This window comes from Cobetia sp. UIB-001 (assembly GCF_044789135.1).
In the GTDB taxonomy this organism is placed as follows: domain Bacteria; phylum Pseudomonadota; class Gammaproteobacteria; order Pseudomonadales; family Halomonadaceae; genus Cobetia; species Cobetia amphilecti.
Map to the genome: position 1 here is coordinate 2,802,387 of NZ_CP058244.1, position 12,529 is coordinate 2,814,915.

13 protein-coding genes are annotated in these 12,529 nt (G+C 61.6%); 5 read left to right on the forward strand and 8 right to left on the reverse strand.

All coding sequences use genetic code 11. The features are described 5' to 3' along the window. Position 1 precedes the first annotated feature (1 nt). Positions 2 to 643, reverse strand: coding sequence for a GNAT family N-acetyltransferase (locus HA399_RS11645; protein ID WP_404325070.1), 642 nt, complete (start codon positions 641 to 643; stop codon positions 2 to 4). Between the two features lie 168 nt (positions 644 to 811). Here HA399_RS11645 and HA399_RS11650 point away from each other — a divergent pair, with 168 nt between their 5' ends. After that, a complete protein-coding gene (locus HA399_RS11650; RefSeq protein WP_404325071.1) occupies positions 812 to 2,407 on the forward strand; it encodes a RimK family protein in 1,596 nt (531 codons plus the stop codon). A gap of 175 nt (positions 2,408 to 2,582) precedes the next feature. Here the strand turns inward: HA399_RS11650 and HA399_RS11655 are convergent, their stop codons facing one another. The 5 genes from HA399_RS11655 to HA399_RS11675 form a co-directional block, all read right to left on the reverse strand. Beyond that, a complete protein-coding gene (locus tag HA399_RS11655) occupies positions 2,583 to 3,377 on the reverse strand; it encodes a DUF2797 domain-containing protein (protein ID WP_317292948.1) in 795 nt (264 codons plus the stop codon). A 149-nt stretch (positions 3,378 to 3,526) separates the two neighbouring features. After that, entirely contained in the window at positions 3,527 to 3,802 is a 276-nt protein-coding gene (locus HA399_RS11660) for a YeaC family protein (RefSeq protein ID WP_043334093.1), read from the reverse strand. 138 nt (positions 3,803 to 3,940) lie between these two features. Then, positions 3,941 to 4,837 (reverse strand): rhomboid family intramembrane serine protease, encoded by an 897-nt coding sequence (locus HA399_RS11665; protein ID WP_404325072.1) that lies wholly within the window; start codon positions 4,835 to 4,837, stop codon positions 3,941 to 3,943. Positions 4,838 to 5,190: 353 nt separating this feature from the next. Beyond that, a complete protein-coding gene (locus HA399_RS11670) occupies positions 5,191 to 6,267 on the reverse strand; it encodes a metallophosphoesterase (protein ID WP_404325073.1) in 1,077 nt (358 codons plus the stop codon). A 16-nt stretch (positions 6,268 to 6,283) separates the two neighbouring features. Then, positions 6,284 to 7,168, reverse strand: a complete 885-nt coding sequence (locus tag HA399_RS11675) for an NAD(+) kinase (RefSeq protein ID WP_043334090.1) — start codon at positions 7,166 to 7,168, stop codon at positions 6,284 to 6,286. 324 nt (positions 7,169 to 7,492) lie between these two features. On the opposite strand from HA399_RS11675, the gene HA399_RS11680 reads away from it, so the two are divergent. Both HA399_RS11680 and HA399_RS11685 read left to right on the forward strand, forming a co-directional pair. Then, positions 7,493 to 8,071, forward strand: coding sequence for a sigma-70 family RNA polymerase sigma factor (locus tag HA399_RS11680; RefSeq protein WP_043334088.1), 579 nt, complete (start codon positions 7,493 to 7,495; stop codon positions 8,069 to 8,071). Further along, positions 8,068 to 8,892, forward strand: coding sequence for an anti-sigma factor domain-containing protein (locus HA399_RS11685; protein ID WP_404325074.1), 825 nt, complete (start codon positions 8,068 to 8,070; stop codon positions 8,890 to 8,892). Before HA399_RS11680 ends, HA399_RS11685 begins: the two co-directional genes overlap by 4 nt. 253 nt (positions 8,893 to 9,145) lie before the next feature. Here the strand turns inward: HA399_RS11685 and HA399_RS11690 are convergent, their stop codons facing one another. Next, complete coding sequence (locus HA399_RS11690; protein ID WP_043336770.1) at positions 9,146 to 9,529, reverse strand: histone-like nucleoid-structuring protein, MvaT/MvaU family; 384 nt, start codon at positions 9,527 to 9,529, stop codon at positions 9,146 to 9,148. A 444-nt stretch (positions 9,530 to 9,973) separates the two neighbouring features. Between HA399_RS11690 and HA399_RS11695 the strand changes: the two genes are divergently transcribed. Both HA399_RS11695 and bioA read left to right on the forward strand, forming a co-directional pair. Beyond that, on the forward strand, positions 9,974 to 10,171 hold the full coding sequence (locus HA399_RS11695; protein WP_152965394.1) for a hypothetical protein: 198 nt from the start codon (positions 9,974 to 9,976) through the stop codon (positions 10,169 to 10,171). A 75-nt stretch (positions 10,172 to 10,246) separates the two neighbouring features. Next, positions 10,247 to 11,557 carry an adenosylmethionine--8-amino-7-oxononanoate transaminase gene (bioA, locus tag HA399_RS11700; protein ID WP_404325075.1) on the forward strand — a complete coding sequence of 437 codons (1,311 nt, stop codon included), beginning with the start codon at positions 10,247 to 10,249 and terminating at the stop codon, positions 11,555 to 11,557. A 129-nt stretch (positions 11,558 to 11,686) separates the two neighbouring features. On the opposite strand, the gene HA399_RS11705 is transcribed toward bioA, so the two are convergent. Beyond that, positions 11,687 to 12,304 (reverse strand): YrbL family protein, encoded by a 618-nt coding sequence (locus tag HA399_RS11705; RefSeq protein ID WP_339926792.1) that lies wholly within the window; start codon positions 12,302 to 12,304, stop codon positions 11,687 to 11,689. Positions 12,305 to 12,529 lie beyond the last annotated feature (225 nt).

Sequence of the window (12,529 nt, forward strand, 5' to 3'; positions counted from 1 at the left end):
CTCAGGCGGCGCCGGCATTCACCGTCGAGGGCGACCCCGGGTGCGCTTCACCGGCCTCACCGGCCGCGAGTTCCTCAGCCACCGGCGCCGGCGAATCCACCGTCAATGCCTTGCGCATCTTCCAGGCGGCGGCACCATCGGCATAGTAATCGCGCAGGCGACCACACTTCTCGAAGCCGTGACGCTCGTAGAGCGCGATCGCCGCGCCATTGCCGGTATGCACCTCAAGATCGAACTGCGTACAGCCCTGCGCGATGGCCAGCTGCTCAAGCGATGTCAGCATGCGCTGGGCAAGGCCGCGGCCACGCGATTCCGGATGCAGGCAGAAGGAATAGAGTCGCGCCCGGCGTGAATTGCGCCGAAACAGCACGGTGCCGTAGCCGAGCACGCTGCGCAGCGGGGTGGCGTCATCGCGCTCGACGCTACCGGCCGGCCATAGCGCGGCCATCACATCGTCCACCGCCGGTGCGGACGGGATGACATCGTCATCGGGCTGGATGATCACCAGGGTACGGGCGTGGGCACGCAGAATCAGATGGGACAGCTGACGACGACTGAACCAGTCGCTGTCGAAACTGACTTCCTCGAGCTCTACCAGAGCGTCGAGATCGGCCCGGATGGCCGGGCGCAGAATGGGGGTCATGGTGCAGGCTCTCCCGCCTGTCAGCGCCCTGACGCCGTCCGAGGATCAGCGTGTCGCGGGGCGGTAGCAATGCGCTGCATTCTGGGCATGCAGGCGCGTCTTGTCTTGGTCTCTTTGCATGAAATTATTTCACTTTCCAGCCTATTGCGATGACGGGGATTGTTTCTCATGATGCGCGCATTCGGCACCGCTTCGGTGCCCGCCTTGCGAGGCTTCGCAATGTCCCGCCTGCGTATCGTGGTTGACCGTGTTTCTGACTGGCGCGCCTTCTATCCCAGCGATGATGTCATCAGCGCCCATGACTTTCTTTCCGAACTCTCAAGCGATGCGCCAGCCCAGCACGCCGACGATGCGCCGCAGCCCGCCACCCACGTCATCAATCTGTGCGGTGGTCTGGATTATCTGGGCATCGGCTATTACGTCTCGTTGCTGGCCCAGGCGCGTGGCCAGAAAGCGCTGCCTTCAGTGGAGACCCTCAATCAGCTATCACGCAAGTCGCTGATCGACATGGAACTGGGCGGCATCCGCGTGCTGCTCGAGGAACTGACACGCAAGGGCGCCCTGCCCGCACCGCAAGGCGTGACACATGGAGCTGGCAAGCCGCCACGACTCGACCTGCTGCTGACCTTCGGCGAGAGCGCAGACCCCGCGCTTGCGCGTCTCGCACGCAAGCTGTTCGAGCGCCTGCCCTGCCCGCTGCTGGAGGTGCGTCTTGAAGGCCGAGGCGATCATTGGGTGCTCAAGCGGGTGCGCCCGCAATCCCTGAGCCACCTGGCAGCGGCGGATGAAGACCGCTTCGCCCAGGCGCTCAATCGCCATTCGCGCAAGGTGTGGCGCACGCCCAAGGCACGCCGCCATTACCGCTTCGATCTCGCCATGCTGGTCGACCCGGACGAGGCGCTGCCGCCGTCCAACCGTACCGCGCTCAAGCATTTCATCCGCGAAGGACGGCGCCTGGGCATCGATGTCAGCCTGATCACCCGGCGCGATGAAGGCCGTCTGGCCGAGTTCGATGGCCTGTTCATCCGCGAGACGACCAGTCTGGATCACCACACCTATCGCATGGCCAAGCGTGCCGAGCACGAAGGGCTGGTGGTGATCGATGACAGCCAGTCGATCCTGCGCTGCACCAACAAGGTCTTCCTGCATGAGCTTCTCAAGGCACGTGGTCTGAGTGCCCCGCAGGGTCGCCTGATCCATCGAGGCGAACTGCGCCAGCTGGCCGAGCGCGGGCAACACATGCGCTACCCGCTGGTGATGAAGGTGCCGGATGGCGCCTTCTCCCGCGGAATCGTCAAGATCGATGGCCCCGAGACACTGGTGCGCGAAGCCGAGCGACTGTTCCATGATTCTGCCCTGCTGCTGTTGCAGGAGTGGCTGCCGACCGAGTTCGACTGGCGCATCGGCGTGCTCGACGGCAAGCTGCTGTTCGCCAGCCGTTACTACATGGCGCGTGGCCATTGGCAGATCTACGACCACAGCGGCGCGCGTACCCGCTCCGGCGGCTTCGCGACGGTGGACCCGAGCGAGGTGCCTGCGGCCGTGATCAAGGCGGCCCTGAAGGCGACGCGTCTGATCGGTGACGGCCTCTATGGCGTCGACTTGAAGCAGCTGGAGGAGCGCGTGGTGGTCATCGAGGTCAACGACAACCCGAATCTGGATGCCGGCGTCGAGGATGTGGTGCTGGGACGCGAGCTCTACCGGCGCGTGATGCAGGTATTTCTGGCGCGCATGCAGGCGCGCCGCCAGCCCGTGCTGGGCTGACACGCCCCGAACCGAGTCTGCAAGCCTGTAGCAAGCAGCGAGAAACCAGAAACTAGAAACTAGAAACTAGAGACACAGAAACGACAGCGCCCACCCTCCGTGACGGAGCGTGGGCGCTGTCGTGTGTGCTGTGCTGAGCTCTTTGCTGTGCTCTTGGGTATGGCTCAGCCGCGGCTCATTGCTCGCCGAGCTGAGCCTCGATCTCATAGCCGGTGAACTTGCGCAGATTGATCACGCCGCTGTCGAGAATCAGATACTGGCCCTTGAGCCCTTCGAGCACGCCTTCCACCACTGGCGTCTTGTCGAAGTTGAACGAGGTGACCTTGGTCGGCGCGGTGCGCACCGGAAACTCGAAGGCCAGCGCCGTGGTGTCCAGCACTCGGATGGCGCCTTCGCCGCAATGCGCCTGCAGCGCCGCCAGGCCCTCTGACATCTGGGCCAGCAAGGCATCCCGCTCGGCTTCCAGGTCCAGCTCGGCCACATCGCCCTTGAGCATCGCCCGCCAGTTGGTGCGGTCGTTCAGCGCCTGCTTGAACAGCACCTCGACCAGCCCCGACTGCAGGCGATTGGACACCTCGACGATGGGCAGCGCCTGGATGGCACCCTGATCGAACCAGCGCGTCGGCATCTGGGTCTTGCGCGTGATGCCGACCTTGAGGCCGGAGGAATTGGCCAGATAGACGATATGCGGCTGGAAGCAGTGCTCCTCACCCCACTGCGGATCACGGCAGGTGCCTTCGGCGTAGTGGCAGGTCTCCGGCTTCATGATGCAGCCATCGCACTGCGGCAGCTTGCGAAAGCACGGATAGCAATGCCCTTGCGCGAAGCTCTTCTTGGTCTTGCGACCGCAATGGCTGCAGTGGATCTGACCGGTGAAGCTCAAACGCACCTTGTGGCCGATATAGGCATTCAGCGGCTGGGTGATCTCGCCCAGACGCAGGCCATAGTTGGCCGCCAGCGGCTCGCGCATGACCGACGGCGCATCAAACGAGGTATCGATCGCAAGCGTCTCACCGGCAGGCACGATGGACATCTTGTGGAGGTTGCCACTCAGCGTGATGGGTGCCGCATCCTGAACCTTACCAGAGGCCTCATCCGCACTCAGGGCATCATCCAGCGTCAGTTGACCCACTTGATCTGCTCCGGCTCATCGCTTGCGGCGCTGTCGTCATCACGCGGCCCACAGGTGCCGTTGTCGATGAAGCCGACACGCGACTCGGCCGGCACGTTGTTGTGCGCTTCGTACTTGATGACGGCTTCCATGCACAGCTCGACCTGCTCCTGGGTCAGCACGCGGCCATCCGGCCATTTGCGCAGCTGCATGGACTGCTTGAGGCTCTCGTAGATGGTCGGCGTCATCTGCTCGACCATGCCGTCAAAGGACATGTTGCTCATCACATACTCTCCTGATACGGGTCCACGACTGCCGAAGGCGGACCATCGGAGTCACTGGGGATGGCCGCCATTCTAGCATTGTCGTTTCGCGCAGTGTCATTTCCAGAGGTGGCATCCCCGAGGCCGAAGCGCCAACGTTCAGGCTGCGCTGCGCCTGGGGAGCAGCCAGCCCAGCAGCAGACCGGTCAGCAGGCCGCCAAGATGCGCCTCGTTGGCGATGGCGCCCAGGCCGATGGCACTCGAGAGCGGCGTCATGCACAGCACCAGATAGATCAGCATGAAGATCATCAGCGAGCGCTGCATCTGATAGCCCAGCGCGGGGCGACGGCGGGCGGCGATGAAGACATAGCCGATCACGGCGAAGTCGATCCCCGACAGCCCACCGAACAGCACGCTGCCGGTGGCGTATTGCGCCAGATTGGCCGCCACGCCGCTCAGCACCACGACCAGCGCGAAGCGCCAACCGCCATCGATGGCCTCGATCTGGCGCCCGAACACCCACAGCCACAGCAGGTTGAACACCAGGTGCAGTACCCCGAAGTGCATCAATGACGGCGACCAGAGCCGCCACCACTCCCCCGCCAGCGTCACGGACAGCGGCTCGGGCGCGATGTGCTGACTGCCGACAAGCTCGAAGGGCACGATGGCCAGCCACTCGAACACCGCCGCCTGGCCCAGCGCATACTGGAACAGCACGGTGACGCAGCAGGCCAGTCCGACCAGCCAGGTCAACGGCGTCTGGCGCATCAGGGCGATGAGGGACTGAGAACTGGCGGTGCCACGCGTCGTGGCGCCCGCAGAGGCATCCCGCAACGGTTCACCGCGTGACTGGCGCTCGAGCATCGCGATGACGCGCGGCAGTTGCTCGGGGTCGGCCAGCCACAGCTCCTGGCCGCCCTCGTGGCTCTCGGCATCGTCGCCAGATGTCGGGCGAGCCTGGCTCAGGGTGATCTGGTGACCGATCTTCTCGGCCCACAGGGCTTCACGCAGGGGGCGGCTGTCGAAGGATTCGGGCAGCGTCAGAACCTTGAACATGTATGCCTCTGAAGATGACACGCGACTGAACAGACTCAGTACACGTTGATAAACAAGGAGAAGTCAGACCAGCCTGTGAAAATCTACCACAGCGCCGCAGGCGTCTGGCCTTTGTGACAGACATAAAAAAAGCCCGGTGGGGGGCACCGGACTGAGCAAGGATCATTCAAGGGAACACTTACTCAGAGTGCGCAATCGAGCTTTGGTTCACTGACATGTGATTGTAAAAAACAATCACCATTGCCCACCAGCATCACTGACGCTATTGGTCAGTGCCAATGGCCAGTGCTACTGAACAGTGCTACTGAACAGTGCTACTGAACAGTGCTAATGGCCAGTGCCAATGGCCAGTGCTATTGACTGGCGCCGTTGGCGAAAGACTGGTTCGACAGGGTGTCTCGGGACAGCTCTTCCGGCACGGGGCGTCGGGAGGGCTCACGCGGTACCGGTACCCACACGAAGTTGGCGGCATCCAGCGTGGCTTCGCCACTGAAGCGATATGCCACCAGGCGCCCGAACTTGACCGCACTGTAATCCAGGCAGGCGATGTTGGGGGCCGGCAGCGCCGGCAAACCCTCGCACCAGTAGTGCCCGAGAAACAGCGGCGGCTGCTCTGGCCCGTAGTAAGGCAGATTGGCCAGCTCCTGCTCACTCAACCAGCGCGATTCCAGCTCGCCGGGCAGGTTGTCGGGCTGGAAGACCACATCGCCGTAGGTGCGGGGCTCACGTGCCCAGAAGTGCGTGCGGAAGCTTCGGCGCGTGAAACCATCGCCGGAGTGGATCTCGACCCCTTCCGGCAAGCGCAGATTCGCGCCGCGCGTCATGCGGTCCAGCACGCGATAGGCGAAGCTGTCGTGCTCGATGGACTCATGCAGAAAGTCTTCATCGATGCAGCCATCGGGGTAGCGCTCCAGGAAGGTACGCACCAGTGGCTCGTCCCAGCAGGCGTGCACCACGCGCAGCCCGCTCTGGCCGGGGGCCAGCGGCGGCAGCTCCAGACACAGCGGCATGCGCATGAACCAGCGCAGCGCCTCGTCCCACTCATCGGGATGATGCTGATATTGGTCAAGCGTCTCGCGGATGATGCGATTGTGACGTGAGGTATGCGAGCGCAGGAAATCACGATGCTCGCCGCCTGCACTCGGGCGTGCGCGCCGACAATACGCCAGGGCGTTGTATTCGTGATTGCCCATCACGATCAGCGCTTCGCCGGCATTGACCATGCTGCTGGCCAGCTGCACCGCCAGGCGGATGCGCGGACCACGATCGATGATATCGCCGAGAAAGATGACCTTGCGGGTCGGGTGGCGATAGACGCCATCGACGATGTGATAGCCGAGCGTCTCCAGCAACGTCGCCAGAGTGGCGCCGCAGCCGTGTACATCGCCGATAAGGTCATAGCCATCCTGTGGCGCCACGAATGCTTGCATGCTGTGAGCCTTGAGGTCATTCGCCGAGGCGATTGCTCCAACCGAGCTTGGTGCGACAGATCTCGAAATAGTTGTGCTCCAGCGGATGAATCAGCGTCAGACGCTCACTCTTGCGCCGAATCTTGAGCACATCCCCGGGCTTGGCCACCACCTGGGTCTGGCCATCGCAGCTGATATGCGGATAGGTCGAGTTGCTGGCACTGATATGCAGGATGATCTCGCTGGCCGCATCGATCACGATCGGACGGCTGGAAAGGGTATGCGGGAACATCGGCACCAGGGTGATCGCCTCGAGACGCGGATGCACGATGGGGCCGCCACCGGACAGCGCATAGGCGGTCGAGCCGGTCGGCGTGGCGACGATCAAGCCATCCGAGCGCTGGGAGTAGACGAACTGGCCATCGATGAACAGCTCGAATTCGATCATGCGCGCCGCCTTGCCGGGGTGCAGCACCACATCATTGAGGCCATCGGCCGCCCCGATACGCTCGCCTTCGCGGTAAACCTCGGCCTCGAGCAGGAAGCGTTGCTCGCTGAGATAGTCACCGCCCAGCACCTCGGCCACCTTCTCCTCGAGCTCATCGGGGCGAATGTCGGTCAGAAAGCCGAGTCGCCCACGATTGACGCCGAGCACGGGCGTGCCGCTGCGGCACAACGCGCGCGCGGCGCCCAGCAGGCTGCCATCGCCGCCGACCACGATCACCAGATCACACTGCTCGCCCATCTGACGGCGGCTGGCCACCTGCAGACCGTGGTCCAGCAGCAGCGTGGCAGTGCGTTCCTCGATCACCATGGCCAGGCCACGGGAATCCAGAAAGCGAATCAAGCGCTTGAGCGTATCCACCACCTGGGCACTGCCCAGTCGGCCAATCACGCCGATCGTATTGAATTGCTGCTTCATCACGCCTCCCAGGCTGTCATGCCGGCCATTATGCGGACTCACCGCGCGAGCAGCAATGCAGCCGCGCCGCGCTTTCCCCATCGGATGTGAGGTGACCGGCTGACGCCACGCCCAGACACGTTTGAAAACCGGCAGCGAACATCCAAGGCGGGAAGCGGGACGTTACCTGACTATCCCCCCGCAATTGACGCACCGCCATCCCGACCGTCACGGGCGTTGATTCTTTCCCGAACGAAGGCCTCTATCATGCAACTTGCGATTCCTCGGCGGTGCACTTACCGTCAGCTGATCAATGGACCCCCTGCCAAAGGAGCCGGCCGCCCCATGCCAGCACAGAAGCCGTCAGTCAGTCCGCCAGACGCGGAAAGTTTTGACCACGCCAGTGCGATAGAAGCCTGTGCACGCGGAGACGAGGCCGCGTTCCGCAGTCTCTATGATCTTGAATCGGGTCGCATGCTGGCGCTCGCCATGCGCCTGTTGAACAGCCGCGACCAGGCGGAAGATGCCGTCCATGACGCCTTCATCAAGCTGTGGTCCAACGCGGGCCAGTACCGCCGTGAACTTGGCAATGGTCGCGCCTGGCTGTTTACCATCCTGCGCTATCGCGCTCTGGATCAGCTGCGCGCCCAGGGGCGGACGCCTCGCGGCGACAGCGATGCGCTCGACACGCTGGCCGATCTGCTCGCCAACCCGGAAACCGCGGCTGATGACAGCCAGACGGCCCATCAGTTGAGCGACTGCCTGGGTGAACTGGAAGTGCCGCGTCGCGAGCCCATTCTGCTGGCCTTCTTCAAGGGACTGACACACGAACAGATCGCCGAGAAGCTGAGCGCACCGCTTGGCACCATCAAGGGACGCATCCGCGCCGGTCTCAAGCTACTGCAGGAGTGCCTGTCACGATGAATAGCCCCCTGATTCCCGAATCTCCCGAAGAACAGAACCTGCTGCTGGGTGAGCATGCCCTCGGGCTGCTGGACCCTGAGCGCGAGGCCGAAGTGCGCGCCTGGATCGAGCGCGATGACAATGCCGCACGCATGGCCCTGCGCTGGCAGCAACATTGGCTGAGCGTGAGTGATCGCCTACCGCCGGAGCCCGCTTCCGACTCACTATGGAAGCGCATCGACGCCAGCCTGGTGCGCCTCAAGCAGTCCTCCGCCACCCGCGATGACGCCGCTCGACATGACGCAGATCAGGCAAGCACCTCTACCAAGGCGCCCTGGCTGCTGCGCTGGCTCGGCGGTGGCCTCGGACTGGGTCTGGGGGCAGGTCTCGCCCTGGCGCTGGTCATGCAGATGGGGCCCTTCTCTCCCAGCGCGCCGCTGGAGGGCACATCACCGGAGATGGCGACCCAGACACCTGACGGCGACGCGCAACGTATGGTCGCTATTCTGCAGACACTGGAAGATCCGGGCACGCCGACCTGGGTGGCCAATGTCACGCCCAGCGGTGGCCTGCAGCTGACACCGAAGGTCTCCGTCGAGCGCCCGACGGATCGCGCCATCGAACTGTGGACCCTGACCGACCCGCAAGAAGGGCCGCGCTCACTGGGGCTGGTCGACCCGATTGCCGGCATCGAACTCAGCGCCGAGCAGATCGGCAGCATGAGCCCGGGCCAGCTGCTGGAGATGACACTGGAGCCAGAAGGCGGTTCGCCGACCGGCAAACCGACAGGCAAGATTCTCGCCATCGGTCGCCTGGTGGACCTCAATCAGCGTGATAGCTGATAGTCCTCGAGGTAGCCCTCATAACAGCCCTCGGGCATGACGGCTGCCGATAGTGGCGCTTTCTGACGCTGTAATTTCACAGCGAGTCTCACGGGAAAGCGCCCTATCGCTCTACTCAAGACCTGCTCAAGGCCTTCTCAAAAGAGGGAGTCCGTCGTCTAGCGTCAGCCAAACGCCAGACATGAAAAAGCCCCGCGATCGCGGGGCTTTTTCATGTCTGGCAGCGTCAGCTAGCTGGCAACAAAGCCAGTGCTCAGCTTTCAGTGCGCTCGAGCCAGGATTCGACGGTTTCAGCACCGTGCTCTTCCTTCCACTCTTTCAGCTGCTTGTGGTTGCCACCACGCGTCTCGATGACTTCACCGGTGTGCGGGTTCTTGTAGACCTTCAGCTTGCGCTTGCGACGCACGCCACCGGTCTTGCTTTCCGGTGCAGCAGCAGCCGGCGCCTGGGACGCTTTCGGGTCCAGCAGGGTGATGACGTCACGAGTGGACTTGCCGTACTCGCCCATCAGCGCGTCCAGCTTGTCCTTGAATTCGAGTTCGTTCTTCAGACGGTCATCATTGCGCAGGCTTTCCAGCTGCTCTTGAAGTTTCTTGAGCTCTTGCTCTTTCTGCATGAAATCAGTCAACAGGGACATGAGTATCTCCAGGATGTCGGGACAGACAGTTGAGTCACGAAAACACGATGCTGAAAGAGGCTCGGCGATATTCATCTGCCGTACATGTTTAACAGCGCGTTTTCATAAAGACTTGTGCAGGACACTCGGGACAGTTAAGCGCCCACACCAGATCAAGGGCGATTATAGACCGAGTCAACTGCGAGGTGAAGTCTTAAATAACATGTTTCCAAAGTATGCAATCTTGCCGATCAATGCAATAGCCAGAAAAAAAACAGTACTCACCGCCCAGGCACTTCATTATCCCCTGTCACAACTGAAGACAGGCCTGCCAAAAGTGTCTCTGCAACAACACGAAGAAGTCTTTACCACGACCTGATATCAGGCTTGAGGGCCCGCCATCCCTGGACCTCCAATATTCACGGGATATGCACAATTCATGACAACAACCCACAAGGAAGTATTATGCAACCACTTTCCCGTTGGCGTGGCGGCGTCAGATTGCAGACTTTCGATGTAGAGCTGTCATTGCCTGCGCACCTCGAAAAGCATGCACCTGAACGAACAACAGAAGTCCATACTAAAGCAGGTGGCGAACTAATAGTGGTGCAAAATGCAACACTTTCTCCAGAAAGCGTCACTTCAAAAACACCGTCAACCTGATAGAATGGTCAAAGTTGACAAAGATTGAGCCGTCATCACGCCATTCCACTCTCCCGCCACTCGCAGAGACACTCCATGCCATTTTCCCAGATGCCGACCCGCGATACGGACTCACTTTCTCTCTGGCACCCTTATACCCAGATGCAGGACATGCCAGCGCCACTGGAGGTGGTCGGCGGCACGGGAGCCCGCATGACACTGGCGGGAAGTGAGACACTGCTGGATGCGACATGTTCCTGGTGGTGCATGATCCATGGCTACGGACACCCGCGCCTCGTCGCAGCCATTCAGCAGCAAGCGGCAGAACTCTGCCATGTGATGCTGGGCGGCATCCGCCATCGACCGGCCAAGGAGCTTGCCGATGCGCTGGTGCGCGTCACCCCCGAGGGCCTGAATCATGTCTTCTTCTCGGATAGCGGCTCGGTGGGCATGGAAGTCGCCATGAAGATGGCAGTGCAATATCAGCAACAGCGCAAAGACCGCGATGACACGCAGGGACGGACGCGCATGCTGTCATTGATGAAGGCCTATCACGGCGATACGGCGGGCTGCATGGCAGTGTGTGACCCCGAGGAAGGCATGCATTCCCTGTTCGCCGATTTCCTGCCCAGACATCATTTCGCACCGGCGCCGACTGCCGGTTTCAGCGCCAGTCGTGACGAGGTAGCAGACGATATCAGCGCATTGCGCGCCTGCCTGGAAACACACCAGCATGAGATAGCGGCATTGTTGATGGAGCCTCTCTTGCAGGCGGCAGGTGGCCTCAACATGTACTCGCCCTACTATCTCGAGGCGGCGCGCGAGTTATGTGATGAGTTCGGGATCGTATTGATCTTCGATGAAGTCGCGACCGGTTTCGGTCGGACCGGCAAGATGTTTGCCTGTGAACACGCCAATGTCTCTCCCGACATCATGGTGCTCTCCAAGGGACTGACGGGGGGATATCTGGGACATGCCGCCACCCTGGCCCAGAGTCATATCTTCCATGCATTTGATGGCGAGGATGCCAATAGCGCCTTCATGCACGGCCCGACCTTCATGGGCAATCCGCTGGCCTGTCGGGTGGCACTGGAAAGTCTCGCGGTATTCGAGGAAGAGAATTATCTGGGCAAGATTGCCGAGCTCAATCAATTGTTGCGCGATACCCTGCTGAATTTCTCCCACCCCGCCATTCGCGATATACGCGTATTGGGTGCCACGGCGGTGATAGAAGTGCACGATGCCAGCAGTCTGGCAGGTGCTCAGGCCCATGCCCGTGAACTGGGTGTCTGGTTACGTCCCTTCGGTCGCTGGCTCTATACCATGCCGGCCTATATCACCTCGCCGCAGGACTTGCGCCAGATCACCCATGCGATGACCAGCTACTTCGAGACCCTGGAACACTGATGCACTGATACACAACACGACTGCCCCTGGCGATGTTCATCAAAGACGATGTTCATCAAAGGCGATTGCCATCAGGGGCAGTCACTCTCGAGAGCCACCAGTCACGAGAGCCATCACCATCAGAGGCATTCACCCCCACAGGCGGGCTTCGAGCGCCTGATAATCCTCTGGCGAGAGCTGACCGCCCTTGACCAGTTTCTTGAGGAAGTGTCGATAACGACGCGCGACCTTGCGCCGTGCCAGCCAGGCGACACTGGTCGCCAGCGGAATGAAGTCAGGATTCGAGATACCGTCGATCAGCCACAATCTGGGCGGCTGGTCGTCGCTGAACTGGACCACGATATTGCGATCATTGAGATCAGACGGAATCAACCAGCGTTTCTCGAGATAGCGATAGAGATTGGCCAGCTCGCTCACCAGCACCTCGGCGCTCAGGCGCTCGGGGGTCTCGAGATGCACCTCGCGCAGTCGGCGTGACGTGGAGCCGTCACTGTCGAGAATCAGGTCGAAGACCAGCCCGAGCCCCTCGGCGGTGGCGACACTGCCGTGGTAGGCAGGCACATAGGACCAGTCGCGCATGCCACGTCTGACCAGGCCCTCGAAATAGCGTTGCTCGCGTTCATTCTGGCGGCTGCCCTTGTCAGGGTAACGCGGGACCTTGATGCAGCGATGGGGGTCGTGCGGGTCCTGATAGACACGCCGATCATTTCCCATGCCGATGACGCGGGCATTTTCCAGCTCCAGCATGCGCACTCCTGTTGAATAACGCCTGCGACTGCAGCCGCCGGGCAGCGTGGCATTCTACAAAAAGCCGTCATGGCACGCCAACTTGTGCCATTTGGCAGCGCCCACGTTCATCGGCCATTCAGCTTGCGTTGCCCTTCTGGTAAGATAATGCGCCGTTTTTGACGGCATTCAGGAGGAAGCCGCAGGAACACTGCGACAGCAAGGCATTCGTCACGAATGTACACG

Bases quoted from the DNA above. Each gene is read 5' to 3' on its own strand.
- HA399_RS11645 (WP_404325070.1), bottom strand. From the start codon at position 643: ATGACCCCCATTCTGCGCCCGGCCATCCGGGCCGATCTCGACGCTCTG.
- HA399_RS11650 (WP_404325071.1), top strand. From the start codon at position 812: ATGATGCGCGCATTCGGCACCGCTTCGGTGCCCGCCTTGCGAGGCTTC.
- HA399_RS11655 (WP_317292948.1), bottom strand. From the start codon at position 3,377: ATGCGCGAGCCGCTGGCGGCCAACTATGGCCTGCGTCTGGGCGAGATC.
- HA399_RS11660 (WP_043334093.1), bottom strand. From the start codon at position 3,802: ATGAGCAACATGTCCTTTGACGGCATGGTCGAGCAGATGACGCCGACC.
- HA399_RS11665 (WP_404325072.1), bottom strand. From the start codon at position 4,837: ATGTTCAAGGTTCTGACGCTGCCCGAATCCTTCGACAGCCGCCCCCTG.
- HA399_RS11670 (WP_404325073.1), bottom strand. From the start codon at position 6,267: ATGCAAGCATTCGTGGCGCCACAGGATGGCTATGACCTTATCGGCGAT.
- HA399_RS11675 (WP_043334090.1), bottom strand. From the start codon at position 7,168: ATGAAGCAGCAATTCAATACGATCGGCGTGATTGGCCGACTGGGCAGT.
- HA399_RS11680 (WP_043334088.1), top strand. From the start codon at position 7,493: ATGCCAGCACAGAAGCCGTCAGTCAGTCCGCCAGACGCGGAAAGTTTT.
- HA399_RS11685 (WP_404325074.1), top strand. From the start codon at position 8,068: ATGAATAGCCCCCTGATTCCCGAATCTCCCGAAGAACAGAACCTGCTG.
- HA399_RS11690 (WP_043336770.1), bottom strand. From the start codon at position 9,529: ATGTCCCTGTTGACTGATTTCATGCAGAAAGAGCAAGAGCTCAAGAAA.
- HA399_RS11695 (WP_152965394.1), top strand. From the start codon at position 9,974: ATGCAACCACTTTCCCGTTGGCGTGGCGGCGTCAGATTGCAGACTTTC.
- bioA (WP_404325075.1), top strand. From the start codon at position 10,247: ATGCCATTTTCCCAGATGCCGACCCGCGATACGGACTCACTTTCTCTC.
- HA399_RS11705 (WP_339926792.1), bottom strand. From the start codon at position 12,304: ATGCTGGAGCTGGAAAATGCCCGCGTCATCGGCATGGGAAATGATCGG.